The sequence below is a fragment of the Rhizobium sp. Leaf321 genome (assembly GCF_001423215.1).
GTDB lineage: Bacteria > Pseudomonadota > Alphaproteobacteria > Rhizobiales > Rhizobiaceae > Neorhizobium > Neorhizobium soli.
In genome coordinates this window covers 266,111-284,274 of record NZ_LMOF01000008.1, presented here as the reverse complement: position 1 = coordinate 284,274, position 18,164 = coordinate 266,111, and the positions used below count along the sequence as shown (strand labels likewise).

Below are 18,164 nucleotides of genomic sequence, written 5' to 3'. Positions count from 1 at the left end.
CGTAACTCTTACGGCTGCAGCTCGGAATCCCAGTAGAGATAATCCATCCAGCTTTCGTGCAGATAGTTGGGCGGAAACAGCCGGCCGTTGTTGTGCAGGTCCTGCACGGTCGGCGCGTAAGGCTTCTGGTGCGGGAACATGCCGGCCTGCTTGGGAAGCTTGCTGCCCTTGCGCAAATTGCAGGGTGAACATGCCGCGACAACATTCTGCCAGGTCGTTTCGCCGCCATGAGCGCGCGGAATGACGTGATCGAAGGTCAGATCGTCATGATCGCCGCAATACTGGCACTCGAACTTGTCGCGCAGGAACACGTTGAAGCGGGTAAAGGCGGGATTGCGGGTCGGCTGGATATAGGTCTTCAGGCTGACGACGCTTGGCAGTTTCATCGAGAAGCTGGGCGAACACACCGAATGCTCATATTCGGCAATGATGTTCACACGGTCGAGGAAAACCGCCTTGATCGCGTCCTGCCAGGACCACAACGACAAGGGATAATAGCTCAGTGGCCGATAGTCAGCGTTCAACACGAGCGCCGGTAAGGCCTGCGGGGAGACTGCAATCGTCAAATGACGCTCCTAACGGATTCGGCATCTATCTCCTCTATATTAGGACCGTTGTTACAGGATTGTGAAGCCCTTTAAATACAGGCGGCTCCGTCACTCAAACTTCACAAAATCGGAGAGACGTCGCGCTTCGTCCGGACACCGTAATAGGACCAGAAAAGCCTCGTCGCGACCGAGCGCCAGGGACGCCAGATGAGCGCGATGGCGGCGAGCTGCTTTTCTGTCGGGCGCGCTTCCATGCCAAGCCCATCGGCAACCGCTGCCTGCAGCGCCACGTCACCTACCGGAAAGAAATCCGGGTGGCCCGCGGAAAACATCATGTAGCACTCTGCCGTCCAGGGACCGATGCCGGGAAGTGCGATCAGCTGTCGTGTCGCCTCTGATGCCTCCAGTCCCGCGATGGCATCGAGATCGAAGCCCTTCTGCGCAATCGCCGTCGCAAGATGCATCAGCGTCGCAGCCTTGGCCCGCGATAGACCGAAGCTCGCCACGACCTCGGGATCGAGCGCTGCAAAAGCCTCTGCTTCGGTGGCACCGACAGCCCCCATACGCTTCCAGATCGCGTCGGCGCTTGCCCGCGATACGACCTGCGAGACGATGATGGAGGCAAGGCCGGCAAAACCCGGCTCGATCAGCCGCAGTGGCAGCTCGCCGGACAGCTCGATGATGGGGGCAAGGCGCGGATCGGCGATCACCAGTTCGGTAAGCCCCTCGTCGATATCCGATCGGTCGCGGATGATCCGCACGGTTTTCTCCATGGTTGCGCATCACAAATCATGGCAGAAGGAGGCATGCCAGCCGCCCAAATCGCCACTGATCCTGATAGACCAATCCTGCGTTTCGCGCCAAGCCCGAACGGACTGCTGCATCTCGGGCACGCGCTGTCGGCCATCCTCAACCACGACATGGCCCGGGACATGAATGGCCGCTTCCTGCTGCGGATCGAGGATATCGATCTTGCTCGCTCGACGCCTAACTACGAGGACGCCATCTACCGCGACCTTCACTGGCTTGGCCTTTCCTGGGAAGAACCGCCGCGCCGCCAGTCCGAGCATTTCGAGACCTACCGTGAAGCACTTGCTGAATTGATGGAGATGGGGCTCGTCTATCCGGCCTTCATGACGCGCGGCGAGGTGAAGGCAAGGGTCGCAGATTTCGAGGCCGATGGCGCGACATGGCCGCGCGACCCGGATGGGTCAGCGCTCTATCCTAATCATGACCGGTACCTGAGCGAGACCAAACGAAAGACGCTGATCGAAAGCGGCATCCGCCACAGCTGGCGGCTCGACATGGACAAGGCGCTGGCGAGAGTTTCGGACGCTTTGACATGGCGGGAGATAAGCGACGGCGCCGAAAAGCTCGTTCCGGCCGATCCGGCAGCCTGGGGCGATGTCGTCCTGTCGCGCTCCGATGCTCCGTCGAGCTACCATCTCTCCGTCACCGTCGACGACACGGCGCAGGGCATTACCCATGTGGTGCGCGGCATGGATCTCTATCACGCAACCTCGGTTCACAGGCTTCTGCAGGAACTGCTCGGCCTGCCGCAGCCGATCTACCACCATCATCGGCTGATCCTCGGCACAGACGGGCGAAAACTGTCGAAAAGCGAGGGATCAACCGGGCTTGCGGCCCTGCGCGACGCGGGTCTCAGCCCGCTCGACATTCGCGGCCTCCTCGGCCTTAAGGGCTAGAGCCGAAGCATCGCCCCGGCGGCGACGCTCTTTCCGGACGCGGGAGAAGACCGAATAGATCCGGTACTTCATCAACGCCGCATTGAACTCGGCGCCGAGCATGAAGATCACGCCCACCATATAAAGGAAGATCAGCACGATCATGATCGACGCCAGACCCGCATAGGTCGCTGCGTAATTGGCGAAGGTGGAAAGATAGGCCGCGAAACCGAACCCAAAGCATGTCCACAGAAGCACCGTCAGCGCCACACCCGGCATGATGTCGATCAGCCGGCGATCTCCGGCCGGAAGGTATTTGTGCGACCCGAGCAGGCCGATCATCAGGAGAAACGCTGTGCCGACGAGACCCCAGTTGGCAGCCGCGTTGAGATCGCTGATCAGCCAAGGGAAACGGGTCTGGGCAAACCGCGATGCGACCGGGACCGCCAGCAGAAGAATGCTGATGACCGCAAAGATCACCACCGCCAGGATGACATAGCCGAGACTAGCAAGACGCGTCACATACCAGGGCCGCGTCTCGGTGACCCGGTAGGCGCGGTTGAGCGAGATGCGCAGCGCCTCGACGCCGTTCGACGCAAAGTATGCAGCCGCCAGCACCGATACGGTCAGCAACCCGCCGCGCGGTATTTCCAGCACCCGCTGCAGTTCAGACGCGATCGGATCGGCGACATCGGCCGGCCACGTATCGAACAGGAGATGTACTGTCGTTTGCGAAAACCCGCCTGCACCGAGAAAGCCGGCAAGTGCCGTGCCGAAGATCAGGAATGGGAACAGCGCCAGTAGCCCCGACAGCGCAACGTGGCTCGCCATGGCCCACCCATCATCCTCCGAGAAATGCCAATAGGCATCCCAAAGCACCTTGAACGCCAGTCTCGGCCACCTGACCGGGGAGTTTTCTTCCAAAGACGACATCTCCCTAGGAGCTTAAGTGCAGGATCAGTTGAGGCTTGTGGCGAAATATGGAAGGTAGGCGGCAACTTGTACAGAGAGACCTCAACGGTATGCAATCGGCATGACAGACGGAAGAACGATTATCGTGACAGGCTGTTCCTCAGGGATCGGCGCTCACTGTGCCCGCGCGCTGAAATCCGAGGGATGGCGGGTGTTCGCGACGGTGCGCAAAGAGGCCGATCTGGCGGTGCTGGAAGAGGACGGCATCGAAGCCCTGCTGATGGACTACACCAAGCCTGAGACGATCGAGGCTCTGGTCGACACCGTTCTCGCCCGCACCGGCGGCCGCATTGATGCGCTTTTCAACAACGGCGCCTATGGCCAGCCAGGTGCTGTCGAAGACCTTTCGACCGACGTGCTCAGGATCCAGTTCGAGACCAATCTGTTCGGCTGGCATGACCTGACGACCCGCATCATCCCCGTCATGCGGCGACAGGGTCATGGACGCATCGTCAACTGCTCCTCCATTCTCGGCATCGTTCCCTACCGCTACCGCGGCGCCTACACCGCCTCGAAATTCGCGCTGGAAGGTCTGACCGTGACGATGCGGATGGAGCTTCACGGAAGCGGTATCCATGTGAGCCTGATCGAGCCCGGACCGATCGACACGCAGTTCACGGCCAACGCGCTTGCCAAGGTCAAAGAGAATATCGACCTGGTCAATTCGCCGCATGCCGAACAATACAAGCGGCAATTGCAGCGGCTGGACGGGAGCGGGCCGGTCAACCGCCACAAGCTGGGTCCGGACGCCGTTCACACGGTACTGAAGCATGCCTTGACCGCCGACAACCCGAAGCCACATTATCTGGTGACGAAGCCGGCCAAGCAGGGCGCGTTTCTGAAACGCATCCTGCCGGCAGCGCTCTTCTACAAATTTATGCAACGGATCGACTGATCGCCCGCAAGCGGAAAGCAAAATCTCGATGGCCACCTTTACCACCGTTCTGACCGTGATCGTCATCGGCCTGGTCGTGCTCGTTTTGATCAAGGGCCTGTTCAACATGGTGAAGGGCACCGATGCCAACCGGTCGAACAAGCTGATGCAACTGCGTCTGCTGCTCCAGGCCGTGGCCGTCATCCTCATCATGTTCACGCTCTGGCTGACCGGCGGCGGCCGGCCGAGCTAGAGCAAATGCCGAACTAAGGAAATTACAGTCTTCATGGTCAAGCTCAACAAGATCTACACGCGCACCGGCGATGACGGGACGACAGCACTGGTATCCGGTCCGCGACGCGACAAGCACGATATCAGGGTCGAGGCCTATGGCACGGTCGACGAGGTCAACTCGACGATCGGCATGGCGCGGCTTCATACGAACGGGATGGCGGAAGTCGACCAAATGCTGTTTCGCATCCAGAACGACCTGTTCGATCTCGGTGCCGATCTAGCAACTCCAGACACCGGCGAAAAGCCCGAATACGAGCCTCTGCGGATCATCGAAGCGCAGGCGACACGTCTCGAAACCGAGATCGACGCGCTGAACACCTATCTCGAACCGCTGAAATCCTTCGTGCTGCCCGGTGGTTCGCCGGCATCCGCCTATCTGCATCTCGCCCGCACCGTGTCGCGGCGTGCCGAACGGCTGATGGTCGAGCTTTCGCGGCATGAGGCGATCGGCCCGGCTGCGCTGAAATATATCAACCGCCTGTCGGATTTCCTGTTTGTCGCCGCCCGCGTCGCCAACGAGAATGGCAGGACCGACATTCTGTGGGTGCCCGGCAAGAACCGCTAGGCGAAAGCGCGACCAAGGCGCGACGGACGGGAGGAGAGGAAGCGACGCATGTTCATTCCGCTGCATGATGCCGTCGCGCTGAAATACATCCGCGTGCAGTGGGTGACGATCTCGCTGATTGCCGCGAACGTGCTCATGTGGCTGTTCACGACCCTTGCTCCGTCGGAAACGACGGAGATCGCCTCGCTGGGTCTCGGCTTCATTCCGGCGATCATCTTCGACTATGCGGTGCTCGACCCCTCTGCCGTGCTGGTCCCGGAAGACGCGACCTTCGTCACCTACGCCTTCCTGCACCTGGATTTCTGGCACCTTACATCGAACATGCTGTTTCTCTGGGTGTTCGGCGACAATGTCGAGGATGCGTTGGGGCATGTGCGCTTTCTGATATTTTACCTGCTTTGTGCCGCAGCCGGCGCGCTGGTGCACGGCCTCGTCGGCCCGATGTCCGAGGGGCCGCTGATTGGCGCATCGGGTGCGATCTCCGGTGTGGTTGCCGCCTATTTCCTGCTGCATCCGCGCGTTCGGGTATGGGTGCTTGTGCTGTTTCGAATTCCGCTGCCGCTACCCGCTTTCGTTCCGCTGACGCTGTGGATCGTTCAGCAATTCGTGATGCTTTGGCTCGAAGCCGATAGTGCGGTGTCCTGGGGCGCGCATGTCGGCGGAATTCTGGCGGGCGCCGCACTCGTCATCGTGATGCGGCGCCGGGGCGTTCCCCTGTTCGACCGCGAGATCGTCACGCCGAAGGCCGTGCTGCACAAGCAAAGCGTATTGCAAGAGACGCGACCGGCCGAATAGGCCTATGAGAAAACCGCAACCCAGATGGGATAATCCACGTTGTCATCAGGGCAAAAATGGGTATCCATGTCGCCCACTGACAAATGGATAAGCCGCAGATGTCGCAATCTGCGGCTGGAGAAAAGTCAAGGAAGGACCCCATGAAGATCCTGGTGCCTGTAAAGCGCGTCGTCGACTACAACGTGAAGATCCGCGTCAAGCCGGATGGATCCGGTGTCGAGCTTGCCAACGTCAAGATGTCGATGAACCCGTTCGACGAAATTTCCGTCGAGGAAGCCCTGCGCCTGAAAGAGGCTGGCAAGGCAGAGGAAGTGATCGTCGTGTCGATCGGTCCGGCAAAGGCTGAAGAAACGCTGCGCACGGCGCTTGCAATGGGCGCCGATCGGGCGATCCTGATCGAGACCGACGAAACGGTTGAACCGCTTGCCGTTGCCAAGCTCCTGAAGGGCGTCGTCGACGCCGAACAGCCGGGCCTCATCATCGTCGGCAAGCAGGCGATCGACGACGATTCCAACCAGACCGGCCAGATGCTGGCAGCACTGCTTGGCACCGGCCAGGCAACCTTTGCCTCGAAGATCGAGCTTTCCGCCGACAAGGCCGTGGTCACCCGCGAAGTCGACGGCGGCCTGCAGACCGTCGAGGTCAAGCTTCCAGCCGTCGTCACCACCGACCTGCGCCTCAACGAGCCGCGCTATGCGTCCTTGCCGAACATCATGAAGGCGAAGAAGAAGCCGCTCGACAAGAAGACCGCAGCCGATTTCGGCGTCGATATCGCCCCTCGCCTCAAGGTTCTGAAGACCGAGGAGCCGGGCGGCCGTAAGGCTGGTATCAAGGTTAAGTCCGTCGAGGAACTGGTCGGCGCCTTGAAGACCGCCGGCGTGATCTGATTTTAGGGAGATAAACTCATGGCCATTCTTCTTCTGGCAGAACACGACAATGCCAGCCTCAACGACCAGACCGCCAAGGCGCTGACGGCAGCTTCGCAGATCGGTGGCGAGGTCCACCTTCTGGTCGCCGGTTCGGGCGCGCAAGCCGCAGCCGACGCGGCGGCGAAACTCTCCGGCGTCTCGAAGGTGCTGCTTGCCGACGATGCAAGCCTTGCCAACAGCCTTGCCGAACCACTTGCAGCACTGATCGTGTCGCTGGCCGGCTCCTACGATGTCATCATGTCCTCGGCAACAGCGTCCGCCAAGAACGTCATGCCGCGCGTTGCCGCGCTGCTCGATGTGGCGCAGGTTTCGGAAATCATCGAGGTGATTTCGCCGGATACATTCCGTCGCCCGATCTATGCCGGCAACGCCATCCAGACTGTCCAGTCGACCGATGCCAAGAAGGTGATCACCGTGCGCACGGCATCCTTCGCGGCAGCCGGCGAAGGCGGTTCCGCTTCCGTGGAAACCGTGGCAGCCGCAGCAAACCCTGACGTCTCGTCCTTCGTCTCCGATGCTCTTGCCTCCTCGGACCGTCCTGAACTCGCATCCGCCAAGATCATCATCTCCGGTGGCCGCGCACTCGGGTCCTCGGAAAAATTCCAGGAAGTCATCCTGCCCGTCGCCGACAAGTTGGGTGCAGCCGTTGGCGCTTCGCGCGCAGCGGTCGACGCAGGCTATGCGCCGAACGACTGGCAGGTCGGCCAGACCGGCAAGGTGGTTGCACCGCAGCTCTACATCGCGGTCGGGATTTCCGGTGCCATCCAGCATCTGGCCGGCATGAAGGATTCTAAGGTTATCGTTGCGATCAACAAGGACGAGGAGGCACCGATCTTCCAGGTGGCCGACTTCGGTCTCGTGGGCGATCTCTTCGAGATCCTGCCGCAGCTCGAAAAGGCCCTGTAAGGCCGACCGGCTTTTTCGCACCGCAGTTCGGCGACGCGAAAATGCTGGCAAAAAACACGCTAGCAGACTAGAAAAATGCCGGGATGTCTCAAGCAACCCGGCATTTTGCTGTGAGACGCCAGATGATGATGAAAAATGCGAGACGCGGGCGAAAACCGCACCCAGGGAGCGAGTGAGATCATGAAGAATATCGGCGTCATCGGCGCAGGCCAGATGGGCTGCGGAATTGCACATGTTTCGGCGCTCGCCGGCTATCACGTGCATATCTATGATCTCTCCAAGGACCGCATCGAAGGCGCACTTGCGACCATCAACGGCAACCTCGCCCGCCAGGTTTCCGGCAACAAGCTTTCCGACGAGGATCGCAACTCAGCCCTGTCCCGCATCACCGGCTCCGCCGATGTCAACGACCTCGCACCGATGGACATGGTCATCGAAGCCGCGACCGAAGACGAAAGCGTCAAGCGCAAGATCTATGCGCAGGTCTGTCCGGTTCTCAAACCCGAGGCGCTTCTCGCCACCAACACCTCGTCGCTGTCCATTACCAGGCTTGCCGCCGCGACCGACCGGCCCGAGCGCTTCATGGGTATCCATTTCATGAACCCGGTGCCGCTGATGAAGCTGGTGGAACTGGTGCGCGGCATCGCCACCGACGAGCCGACCTTCCGGGCCGCCAAGGACTACGTGGTAGCCCTCGAAAAGACCGCGACCGTTGCCGAAGACTTCCCCGCCTTCATCGTCAACCGCATCCTGCTGCCGATGATCAACGAGGCGATCTATACGCTGTACGAAGGCGTCGGCTCGGTCGAGGCCATCGATACCGCCATGAGGCTTGGCGCCAACCATCCGATGGGACCGCTGCAGCTTGCCGATTTCATCGGCCTCGACACTTGCCTGTCGATCATGCAGGTGCTGCATGACGGCCTCGCCGACAGCAAATACCGCCCCTGCCCGCTTCTCGTGAAATACGTAGAAGCCGGCTGGCTCGGCCGCAAATCCGGCCGCGGCTTCTACGACTATCGCGGCGAAGTCCCGGTCCCGACGCGGTAGGGATCAGCCTTGTGGCGGCCCGCTCCGCACCCGCTTGACTGGATGCTAGAAGGGGTCGACTGAGGTGAAGGGCAAGCCCTTCATCCGCAGCCCTCAAGCGCCCTTAGCGGCCGTCACCAGCGCCTTTGCATCGTCGCTATCCCATGCGGCGGGGCCGTTCATGGCGCCGATCAGGCAGCCCTTCTTGTCGAGGATCAGCGTTGCCGGCAGGCCGAAGGCGAGGCCTTCCTTTTTCAGGGCGTTGAACGTGCCCATCGAACTGTCGCGGTAAAAGCCGAGCTTGTCGATCTTGTATTCTTCAAGAAAAGTCTTCGGCTTCTCGTCGCTGCCGGTATCGATGTTGATGGCGACGACTTCGAAGTCACCGCCGCCCATCGCCGCCTGCAAACCGTTCAGCGCCGGCATCTCTTCGCGGCAGGGCACGCACCAGGTGGCCCAGAGGTTAAGCAGCACCGTTTTACCGGCGAGATCGGCGGTCGTCATGTCCTGCCCCGCCGGACCCTTGAAGGACAGGGAGAGCGGGCGCGGCGGCTGTGCCTCGACCATGGCGGCAACCTGGCCCTTCGAAAAGGCACCAACGGACTTTGCCAGTTCGGCCGAGCCCTCGCATTGCCCGGCGGAGGCGGACATCGCGGCGCCCCCAGCCCCATCCAAACCATTGCCAGACCCCATGTTCGTCACGTATACGGCGACGGTGCCGGCGACGATCCCGAGGACGGCGGCAATCAGGATCAATCGGACAGACGGAAGGCCAAGCGGTCTTTTGGACGTCATCAACTACTCCAGGACTGAATTCATGGCCGACACGAAGGACGCGACATCTTCCAACCAGATGTGGGGCGGGCGCTTCGCTTCCGGGCCGGATGCGATCATGGAGGAGATAAATGCCTCGATCGGTTTCGACAAGAAGCTGTTCGCCCAGGATATCCGCGGTTCGATCGCCCATGCGACGATGCTGGCGGAACAAGGCATTATTTCGCACGAAGATAAAGACAAGATCGTTTCCGGCCTGAACACGATCATGTCAGAGATCGAAAGCGGACAGTTCCAGTTCTCGCGCAAGCTTGAGGACATTCACATGAACATCGAGGCGCGGCTGGCAGACCTGATCGGTCCCGCCGCCGGTCGCCTCCACACCGCCCGCTCCCGCAATGACCAGGTCGCGCTCGATTTCCGCCTCTGGGTCAAGGAAGAGCTCGTGAAGACCGAGAAGATGCTGACGGGTCTGATCGCCGCGTTTCTCGACCGCGCGGAAGAGCATGCAGATACGGTGATGCCCGGCTTTACCCATTTGCAGACGGCACAGCCCGTCACCTTCGGCCATCACTGCATGGCCTATGTGGAAATGTTCGGCCGTGACCGCGCCCGCGTTCGCCACGCGATCGACCATCTGGACGAAAGCCCGATCGGTGCTGCGGCGCTTGCCGGCACGCCCTACCCGATCGACCGCCACATGACGGCAAAGGCCCTCGGCTTCCGCGAACCGACCCGCAACTCGATCGACACCGTTTCCGACCGCGATTTCGCGCTGGAATTCCTGTCGGTTGCTGCCATCTGCGCCGTGCATCTGTCGCGTCTTGCCGAAGAAATCGTCATCTGGTCGACGCCGCAATTCGGCTTCGTGCGCCTGTCCGACGCGTTTTCGACCGGCTCCTCGATCATGCCGCAGAAGAAGAACCCGGATGCCGCCGAACTGGTGCGCGCCAAGACCGGCCGCATCAACGGTTCGCTGGTCGCGCTGCTGACAGTCATGAAGGGTCTGCCGCTCGCCTATTCCAAGGACATGCAGGAAGACAAGGAGCAGGTGTTCGACTGCGCCGAGAACCTGGAACTGGCGATTGCCGCCATGACCGGCATGATGCGCGACATGACCATCCGCGCCGACAAGATGCGCGCCGCAGCAGGCGCCGGCTTCTCGACCGCGACCGACCTTGCCGACTGGCTGGTTCGCGAAGTCGGCCTGCCCTTCCGCGAAGCGCACCATGCGACCGGCCATGCCGTGGCGCTGGCGGAGAAAAAAGGCTGCGACCTCTCCGAACTCACGCTTGAAGAACTGCAGGCAATCAACCCTGCCATTACCGACAAGGTCTTCGACGTTCTCTCGGTGGATGCATCGGTCGCAAGTCGCGTCAGCTTCGGCGGCACGGCTCCCTCCGAGGTGCGCAAGCAGATCGCTTGGTGGCGCGAGAGAAACTGACGCCTGCGCGACGAATGAAGCGGCAAGGATACTGCACAAGCGCGCGGAACTTCGCTATGAAGTCTGCGTGACCGTGCCGGAGAAGGAAGAGAATGTCGAAATCCCTGGTGAAAATCGCCCATGTCAGCCTGATCCTGGGCGTCGTCAGCCTCGTTGTCGCCGGCTGCGGCCGCAAGGGCGACCTCGACCGCCCCAGCACGCCCGTCGAACAGCAGAACATCCGCAAGAGCAGCAAGCCGGGTGACGCCAACAAGGAACCGGTTGCCGAGCGGCCGTTCGTCCTCGACCCACTTCTGTAGTTTTCAGACCCCTTCAGTTTTCCGAGTTTTGACGTGAATCATTTCCATTACATCGACGGCGTGCTTCACGCCGAAAACGTCGCCATCCCGGAAATCGCAAAGGCCGTCGGCACGCCGTTCTACGTCTATTCGACCGCCACGCTGGAGCGCCATTACAAGGTGTTCGCGCAGGCGTTTTCCGATGTGGACACGATGGTGTGCTACGCCATGAAGGCGAACTCCAACCAGGCCGTGCTGAAAACCCTGGCAAAGCTCGGCGCCGGCGTCGATGTCGTCTCCGGCGGCGAATTGCGGCGTGCGCTGGCGGCCGGCATTCCCGCCTCCCGCATCATGTTTTCGGGCGTCGGCAAGACCGTGGCCGAAATGGATCTGGCGCTCGAGGCCGGCATCTATTGCTTCAACGTCGAATCCGAGCCGGAACTGGAAGTGCTGAACCTGCGCGCCCTTAAAGTCGGCAAACGCGCGCATGTGTCCTTCCGCATCAATCCGGATGTGGATGCCGGCACCCATGCCAAGATTTCGACGGGCAAGAAGGAAAACAAGTTCGGCATCGCCTATGACCGGGCCCGCGCCGTCTATGCCCATGCGGCAACGCTTGCCGGCATCGAAGTCACCGGCATCGACATGCATATCGGCAGCCAGATCACCGAGCTCCAGCCGTTCGAGGATGCCTACCGGCTCCTGCGCGAACTCGTCGATGTCCTGCGCGGCGATGGCCACACGATCAGCCACGTCGATGTCGGCGGCGGTCTCGGCATTCCCTACAAGGACGACAACACCCCGCCGCCGCTGCCCGACGCCTATGCGGAAACGATCAAGCGGCAGCTGCGCACGCTCGACTGCAAGATCGTCACCGAGCCCGGCCGCCTGATCGTCGGCAATGCCGGCATCCTGGTGACCGAGGTCATCTATGTGAAGGATGGCGGCGAAAAGACCTTCGTGATCGTCGATGGCGCGATGAACGATCTGATCCGCCCGACACTCTACGAAGCCTATCATTCGATCCGCCCCGTCGTGGTACCGCCGGCCGATGCGCCGCGGATCAAGGGCGACGTTGTCGGTCCCGTCTGCGAGACCGGAGACTATCTGGCGCTCGACCGCGAGATGGCCGAACCGAAGCCCGGCGACCTGATCGCCGTCGGTTCTGCCGGTGCCTATGGCGCCGTGCAGGCCGGAACCTACAATTCCCGCCTGCTGGTGCCGGAAGTGCTGGTGAAGGGATCTGAGTTCCATGTGATCCGCCCGCGCGGCTCCTACGAGGACCTGATCGGACTGGATTCCGTGCCCGCCTGGCTCGGCTAGACCCGCGCAGAAACGTTCACTTTTGCGGCAAACCGCCTGGAAATATCGGGGCCGGCATGTCGCCGCCCTCGTCTTCGCCACAAACATTGTTATGTTGATAGCTTGATTTGGGCCGCCACGATCGGAGACGGACCGCATGAGCTTGATCCGCAAAGGTGCATTCGAAACACATCCGGCGCTCGCAAGACGCGTTGCGCTGAAACGGTCGTTTGCCCGTTTCGTGCTGTTTTCCGAACGCCTTCTGCCGAAGCTTCTGGCCCCGCTCGCGGTCGTTGCCCTGTTCTTCTCCGTCTCCTGGTTCGGCCTTTTCCGCGTCACGCCTGATCTGCTGCGCTGGATACTGCTCGGCTTTTTCACCTTCGCGTTCCTGACCTCTCTCCTTCCCTTGGCGAGGCTTCGCTGGCCCGATGCTGCCGATGCGGACCGGTTGCTGGAAGATCGCAACGGCCTGCCGCACCAGCCCGTCGCCGTGCAGGAAGACCAGCCGGCGTTCGAGACGCCGTTTGCCCGCGCGCTCTGGAAAGAACACCAGATCCGCATGGCCGAGCGGATCGCGGCGCTCGATACGGGCATGCCGCGCCCGGATATTGCCAGCCATGACCGGTTCGCGCTCCGCGCCGTACCGGCGCTCATGTTTGCCGTGGCGCTCGGCTATTCCTTCTCGAACGGCGGCGGTTCGCCCGCAGACGCCTTCCGTCCGGCACCACTGGCTGCAAGTACCAACCCAGACCTTCGCATCGACGCCTGGCTGACACCACCATCCTACACCGGCCGCGCCCCGATATTCCTGACCGGCCGCGACACGGCGCCCGCAGCCGCGGGCGATACGGCCGGCAACACGGCATCTGTGCCGCAGAATTCGGGCCTGACCGTGCGCGTAACCGGTGGCGAGGGCGAGGAAGCGGTCGTCTTCACGCCGAAATCCGGCGGAGAGCCGCTGACGCTGATCACCGAGGAAGCGCGCAAGGCGGCTGAAGACGCAAGCAAGCAGGCACAAGGTAACGCACCAGGCACGCCATTGCCCGAGGGCCAGCAGGCAAAGCCGCAGCCACCCGTCAGTCAGCCGCACACCGCACAGACGGTGCCGCCGCGCAGCTATGCGTTCAATGTGGACGAAAGCGGCGAACTCACCGTCAATGGCCAGACATGGACCTTCGACGTCATTCCCGACCGCCCCCCGGAGATCGCCTTCGACGGCCAGCCGAAGCGGTCCGTCAATGGCGCGCTGGAAATCGGTTTCCGCGGCAAGGACGATTACGGCATTCGGGAAGCCCATGCGCTGATCGAGCCTGTCGGCCCTGTCGACCCGGCGGCCACGCCTCTTTACCCGGCGCCGGAATACCGCCTCGACCTGCCGCGCCAGAACCGCGGCCAGGAGGTGAAGGCCCTGACCAGCCGCAGCCTGATCGAGCATCCACTGGCCGGAAAGCGCGTCAGGATTACGTTGATTGCCAAGGACGGCGCGGGCCAGACCGGCCGCAGCCCCGCCCATGAAATGGTAATGCCGGGCCGCGGCTTCTCGGAACCGCTGGCGGCCGCCGTTGCCGAACAGCGCCAGGTTTTCGCGCTCGACACCCGCCAGGTGCCGCGCGCGATCGAGCTCAACGACGCGCTGGCGATCCGTCCCGACGAGACCATTCCGAACCTTGGCCACTTCCTGGCAATCCGCTCGGCCCGTGAGCGCATGAAGATTGCCCGCAACGAGGAACAGCTGAAGGACGCAGCAGACTACCTGTGGGAAATCGCGCTCGGCATCGAGGACGGCGATCTTTCGGCCGCCGAACGCCGCCTGCGCGATGCGCAGCGCAATCTCTCCGACGCGCTCGAAAAAGGCGCCGGCGACGAGGAAATCGCGGCCCTCATGAAGGAACTGCGTGAGGCCATGCAGCAGTTCATGAAAGAGCTTGCGCAGCGCATGCAGAACGCACCGCAGGGCCAGCAGAACATGCAGGCGCAGAATGTCATTCGCCAACGCGACCTGCAGAACATGATGGACCAGATCGAAAACCTCGCTCGATCCGGCAATCGTGACGCGGCCAAGGAAATGCTGTCGCAGATGCAGCGGATGATGAACAACCTGCAGGCAGGACGCCCGCAGCGCGGTCAGCAGGGCCAGCAGCAGCAGCAAAACAGCCAGATGCGCCAGCAGATCGACAAGCTCGGCCAGATCATGCAGGAACAGCAGCGGCTGATGGACCAGACATTCAAGCTGGACCAGGCATTGCGTGATCGCATGCAGCGCGGCGACCCCGATCCGCAGAGCGGCGAACAGGGCGAGCAGCAGCAGGGCCAGAATGGCCAACCGGGTCAGCAAGGCCAGCAGGCACAGCGCGGGCAGCAGGGCCAGCAAGGTCAGGGCCAGAACGGCCAGGGCGGCGAACAGAATACCGACCAGATGACAGCCGAGCAGCTGCGTGAGGCGCTGAAGAACCTGCGTGCCCAGCAGGAAGGCCTCGGAAAACAGCTCGGCGAGCTACAGCAGGCGCTGAAGGGCATGGGCATGGATCCAGGCCAAGGCTTCGGGGAAGCCCAGAGTGAAATGGGCAGCGCCGGCAAGGCGCTCGGTGACGGCCAGGGCGAACAGGCCGTCGAAGGCCAGGGCAACGCACTTAACGCGCTTCGCCAAGGCGCCCAGAGCATGATGCAGCAGATGATGCAGGCGATGCAGCAGGGCCAGGGCCAAGGCGAAGGCCAGCAGGACGGCCAGGGACAGGGCATGGCCAACCAAGGCGGCCAGAACGGTCGCGATCCCCTAGGGCGCCCGCGTGCGACGTCAGGTCCGGACTTTGGCGATCAGGTGAAGGTGCCCGACGAAATCGACGTGCAGCGCGCCCGCGAGATCCTCGATGCGATCCGCGAGAAGCTGGGCAACGCCCTATCAGGCGATGCCGAGCGGCAGTATCTCGAGCGGCTGCTCGAGATCCGCTAAATCCACCTGCGAGAGATCAGGCCGCGCAGGAAGTCTGCACGGCAAGCGCCATGGCGACTGCCTTGCGGATCTCCGGCAATGCGAAAGGCTTCTGCACCACATCGACGATCTTCGACGACAGGTCATCGGCGCGTTCGCGCTGTTCGGCATAGCCGGTCATCAGCAGGATCTTCATGTCGGGATACTGGGCGGCGGCTTCGTGCGCCAGCGCAATGCCATCCATGACAGGCATGCGTATGTCGGAAAGCAGAAGATCGAACGCGCCCTGCTCGAGCTTTTCGAGGCCTTCGGCGCCATCGCCGGCCTCATGCGTCTCATGGCCATCCATCCGGAGAGCGCGCGCAACAAACATGCGCAACGTGTGTTCATCCTCGGTAATAAGGATCTTGGCCATAGCGATCATCGCTCCCATTTTGTGTATCAATCCGGGAGCAATTCACCAGAGTTTGGTTGTCGAGGAGTAAACAGGCGAGGCTCAAACCGCGCCATGGTTAACACCTTGCGACCGGATGGCGGCAGATTTCTGCCCCCATCCGAACCAAAATCAACTCACGCGTCGCCAGTCACGACGCCGACGAAAGGCAGTTCGCGGAACGCGTAGGCGACGTCCATGCCGTAGCCGACGACGAAGTAGTCGGGGCATTCGAAGCCGACGTAATCCGCCTCAAGCTCTTCCTTGCGCTTCACCTTCTTGTCGAGAAGAACGGCCAGCGAAACATGGCGGGCGCCGCGCTCATAGAGCAGTTCCTTGGCGAATTTCAGCGTGCGGCCGGATTCCAGGATGTCGTCGATCAGAAGAACATCGCGGTCCTTCACGTCGCTGTCGATATCCTTGACGATGCGAACGCCCTGCGAGACCGTGCCGGTGCCGTAGCTCGAAAGTGTGATGAACTCCACTTCCGGTGCAAGGCCCGTCTCATGCAGCGCGCGCAGAAGATCCGCTGCGAAAATGAACGAGCCCTTGAGGACGGCGATGACGAGCAGATCCTTCGTGGGACCGGTCGCGATCTGCGCTGCGATTTGGTGATTGCGCTCGGCGATCTGTTCGGCAGTGAAAAGCGGCTCGATGTTTTTGCCGCGGACGACGGGCATACGGATACTCCTGATAGATCGGAAGCGCCGCGATAGCACAATCAGAGGCGGGACGCATCCCGTTCCGCAAAGGTCAGGCGCAAATCCGGGAGTTTTCCGCCGGGATGCGGCACCCGCGCAGAAAACCCGCGGCTGTGGCCGGCAGCAATGGCGGAAGCCGGCGGGGCAATCAATGTCGAGGCGACCAGCGTGTCGCCGGCCATGAATTCGGCCCGGATCGCGGGCATGGTCTTTGCGTCACTGGTCCGGTTCTCGACGATTCCGTTGATCAGTAGAACCCGCATGCCATCCGCATCGCGTGGCGTCATGGTGATGTGAGTGATATCGAGCGATGGCTCGGCTTGGGCTTCTCCGCTGTCGTTGAACAGGAACGAGAAGCCGCCGGCACTCGCAAACACCAGCACGAAAGCGGCAGCCACAAGAGCGCAGAACAGATCGGCGGAAAGCGTATTCAGCACGCGCTCGACCTTACCGACGAAGCCATTCGGCACCGAGGCCGGAGCACCGGACCTCACCCTCTCTGCAGGCTTGCCGGTCGCCCGGTTCTTGGTCCTGTTGTCTGAATTGTCGTTGTGCGAACGCGGTCTGGACCGCTGCCACCCGCCATCAGTCACGGGCACGAACTGCGCATCGACCACGGGTCCACGCGCCTTCACCCGGCCCTTGGGGCCTGTTGTGATTTCGGGCGGCAGGATGTCCATGCGGACAATCGTCTTGCCGGCGCGGCTGCTGAACGTGTTCATCGGACCTCTTCGGCGCCGCTTGTCCCCCGATATCGAAAGAGGCGGCCATTGAAACGAATCCCCCCTAGTCGTAAATTCGATTGGTTAACCGTTTGCAAACAGCGCCCGAAATAAGCCCTTTTTGACCGGCGCTTTACCTTTCGTTTACCTTCATCGTTAAGAGATGGTCAGGTGCGAATCTGAAGGGTTCAGGGATTTGGTCTTCCGTTGATTCATTTCGAAAATGTTGGGTTGCGATACGGCATGGGCCCGGAGATTCTCCGGGACATGACGTTCAACATCCCGAAACGGTCATTTCAGTTCCTGACCGGCCCATCGGGTGCCGGCAAGACGACGCTTCTGCGCCTGCTTTTCACCTCGCTCTACCCCACCCGCGGCATCATCCGCATGTTCGGCCGTGAGCTGTCGCAGATCCCTCGCAGCGAGCTGCCGATGCTGCGCCGGCGGATCGGCATCGTCTATCAGGACTTTCGCCTGCTCGACCATCTGACCACCTATGAGAACGTCGCCCTGCCGCTTCGGGTGCGCGGCAAGGACGAGGCGTCCTATCGCAATGACGTGATCGAGCTCCTCAAATGGGTCGGCCTCGGCGAGCGCATCAATGTGCTGCCGGCCGTCCTGTCCGGCGGCGAAAAGCAGCGTGCGGCGATTGCCCGTGCCCTGATGGACCGTCCGGAAATCCTGCTAGCCGACGAACCCACCGGCAACGTCGACCCGCCCATGGCCCGCCGGCTGCTCAGCCTGTTCCTCGAGCTCAACCGGCTCGGCACCGCCGTCGTCATCGCGACGCACGATCTGGCGCTGATGGATCAGGTCGATGCACGGCGGATGATCCTCACCGAAGGGCGGCTTGATATCTATGAATGAGCCGCGCCCTCCCAAGAAGACCAAACCGGCTAAGACGGAGAAAGCCCCGGCGCCGGCAAACGCTTGGCAGGAGAAAGGCGCCGAGACAGCGAACGACCAGGGTCCGCGCCGCGCCTC

20 protein-coding genes are annotated in these 18,164 nt (G+C 61.8%); 13 read left to right on the top strand and 7 right to left on the bottom strand.

The features are described 5' to 3' along the window. Positions 1–8: 8 nt before the first annotated feature. Both ASF70_RS18430 and ASF70_RS18425 read right to left on the bottom strand, forming a co-directional pair. A complete protein-coding gene (locus ASF70_RS18430) occupies positions 9–566 on the bottom strand; it encodes an HNH endonuclease (RefSeq protein WP_062581810.1) in 558 nt (185 codons plus the stop codon). Between the two features lie 101 nt (positions 567–667). Continuing rightward, the gene (locus ASF70_RS18425) at positions 668–1,321 is read right to left on the bottom strand and encodes a DNA-3-methyladenine glycosylase 2 family protein (protein ID WP_200943564.1); all 654 of its coding nucleotides are present in this window, start codon (positions 1,319–1,321) and stop codon (positions 668–670) included. Between the two features lie 33 nt (positions 1,322–1,354). Here ASF70_RS18425 and gluQRS point away from each other — a divergent pair, with 33 nt between their 5' ends. Beyond that, on the top strand, positions 1,355–2,254 hold the full coding sequence (gluQRS, locus tag ASF70_RS18420) for a tRNA glutamyl-Q(34) synthetase GluQRS (RefSeq protein ID WP_062581808.1): 900 nt from the start codon (positions 1,355–1,357) through the stop codon (positions 2,252–2,254). On the opposite strand, the gene ASF70_RS18415 is transcribed toward gluQRS, so the two are convergent. Beyond that, positions 2,177–3,166: a YihY/virulence factor BrkB family protein gene (locus tag ASF70_RS18415; protein WP_062581806.1), complete on the bottom strand. Its 990-nt coding sequence runs from the start codon at positions 3,164–3,166 to the stop codon at positions 2,177–2,179. The two genes, gluQRS and ASF70_RS18415, sit on opposite strands and share 78 nt — an antisense overlap. A gap of 100 nt (positions 3,167–3,266) precedes the next feature. On the opposite strand from ASF70_RS18415, the gene ASF70_RS18410 reads away from it, so the two are divergent. The 7 genes from ASF70_RS18410 (at position 3,267) to ASF70_RS18380 (ending at position 8,618) form a co-directional block, all read left to right on the top strand. Beyond that, complete coding sequence (locus tag ASF70_RS18410; RefSeq protein ID WP_062581804.1) at positions 3,267–4,100, top strand: SDR family oxidoreductase; 834 nt, start codon at positions 3,267–3,269, stop codon at positions 4,098–4,100. A 28-nt stretch (positions 4,101–4,128) separates the two neighbouring features. After that, the gene (locus ASF70_RS18405; protein WP_062461700.1) at positions 4,129–4,332 is read left to right on the top strand and encodes a twin transmembrane helix small protein; all 204 of its coding nucleotides are present in this window, start codon (positions 4,129–4,131) and stop codon (positions 4,330–4,332) included. A 33-nt stretch (positions 4,333–4,365) separates the two neighbouring features. Next, positions 4,366–4,938 carry a cob(I)yrinic acid a,c-diamide adenosyltransferase gene (locus tag ASF70_RS18400; RefSeq protein ID WP_062581802.1) on the top strand — a complete coding sequence of 191 codons (573 nt, stop codon included), beginning with the start codon at positions 4,366–4,368 and terminating at the stop codon, positions 4,936–4,938. A 48-nt stretch (positions 4,939–4,986) separates the two neighbouring features. After that, entirely contained in the window at positions 4,987–5,733 is a 747-nt protein-coding gene (locus tag ASF70_RS18395; RefSeq protein WP_062581800.1) for a rhomboid family intramembrane serine protease, read from the top strand. Between the two features lie 140 nt (positions 5,734–5,873). Continuing rightward, positions 5,874–6,620, top strand: coding sequence for an electron transfer flavoprotein subunit beta/FixA family protein (locus tag ASF70_RS18390; protein WP_062461709.1), 747 nt, complete (start codon positions 5,874–5,876; stop codon positions 6,618–6,620). 18 nt (positions 6,621–6,638) lie between these two features. Next, positions 6,639–7,568, top strand: a complete 930-nt coding sequence (locus tag ASF70_RS18385; protein WP_062581797.1) for an electron transfer flavoprotein subunit alpha/FixB family protein — start codon at positions 6,639–6,641, stop codon at positions 7,566–7,568. A 180-nt stretch (positions 7,569–7,748) separates the two neighbouring features. After that, positions 7,749–8,618: a 3-hydroxybutyryl-CoA dehydrogenase gene (locus ASF70_RS18380; protein WP_156461879.1), complete on the top strand. Its 870-nt coding sequence runs from the start codon at positions 7,749–7,751 to the stop codon at positions 8,616–8,618. A 93-nt stretch (positions 8,619–8,711) separates the two neighbouring features. On the opposite strand, the gene ASF70_RS18375 is transcribed toward ASF70_RS18380, so the two are convergent. Continuing rightward, on the bottom strand, positions 8,712–9,392 hold the full coding sequence (locus ASF70_RS18375; RefSeq protein ID WP_062581793.1) for a TlpA disulfide reductase family protein: 681 nt from the start codon (positions 9,390–9,392) through the stop codon (positions 8,712–8,714). A gap of 22 nt (positions 9,393–9,414) precedes the next feature. Between ASF70_RS18375 and argH the strand changes: the two genes are divergently transcribed. The 4 genes from argH to ASF70_RS18355 all read left to right on the top strand — a co-directional run bounded on the left by argH (position 9,415) and on the right by ASF70_RS18355 (position 15,345). Continuing rightward, the gene (gene argH, locus ASF70_RS18370; RefSeq protein ID WP_062461722.1) at positions 9,415–10,815 is read left to right on the top strand and encodes an argininosuccinate lyase; all 1,401 of its coding nucleotides are present in this window, start codon (positions 9,415–9,417) and stop codon (positions 10,813–10,815) included. A gap of 92 nt (positions 10,816–10,907) precedes the next feature. After that, positions 10,908–11,114, top strand: a complete 207-nt coding sequence (locus ASF70_RS18365) for a lipoprotein (RefSeq protein ID WP_062581790.1) — start codon at positions 10,908–10,910, stop codon at positions 11,112–11,114. A gap of 33 nt (positions 11,115–11,147) precedes the next feature. Further along, positions 11,148–12,416 (top strand): diaminopimelate decarboxylase, encoded by a 1,269-nt coding sequence (gene lysA, locus ASF70_RS18360; protein ID WP_062581788.1) that lies wholly within the window; start codon positions 11,148–11,150, stop codon positions 12,414–12,416. Positions 12,417–12,552: 136 nt separating this feature from the next. After that, on the top strand, positions 12,553–15,345 hold the full coding sequence (locus tag ASF70_RS18355; protein WP_062581786.1) for a TIGR02302 family protein: 2,793 nt from the start codon (positions 12,553–12,555) through the stop codon (positions 15,343–15,345). 16 nt (positions 15,346–15,361) lie between these two features. On the opposite strand, the gene ASF70_RS18350 is transcribed toward ASF70_RS18355, so the two are convergent. The 3 genes from ASF70_RS18350 to ASF70_RS18340 form a co-directional block, all read right to left on the bottom strand. Further along, positions 15,362–15,739, bottom strand: coding sequence for a response regulator (locus ASF70_RS18350; RefSeq protein WP_062462002.1), 378 nt, complete (start codon positions 15,737–15,739; stop codon positions 15,362–15,364). Positions 15,740–15,894: 155 nt separating this feature from the next. Then, positions 15,895–16,437, bottom strand: a complete 543-nt coding sequence (gene hpt, locus ASF70_RS18345) for a hypoxanthine phosphoribosyltransferase (protein ID WP_062461735.1) — start codon at positions 16,435–16,437, stop codon at positions 15,895–15,897. A gap of 41 nt (positions 16,438–16,478) precedes the next feature. Beyond that, positions 16,479–17,180, bottom strand: coding sequence for a hypothetical protein (locus tag ASF70_RS18340; RefSeq protein WP_062581784.1), 702 nt, complete (start codon positions 17,178–17,180; stop codon positions 16,479–16,481). Positions 17,181–17,387: 207 nt separating this feature from the next. Here ASF70_RS18340 and ftsE point away from each other — a divergent pair, with 207 nt between their 5' ends. Further along, positions 17,388–18,047 carry a cell division ATP-binding protein FtsE gene (gene ftsE, locus ASF70_RS18335; protein WP_062581782.1) on the top strand — a complete coding sequence of 220 codons (660 nt, stop codon included), beginning with the start codon at positions 17,388–17,390 and terminating at the stop codon, positions 18,045–18,047. Positions 18,048–18,164: the final 117 nt, after the last annotated feature.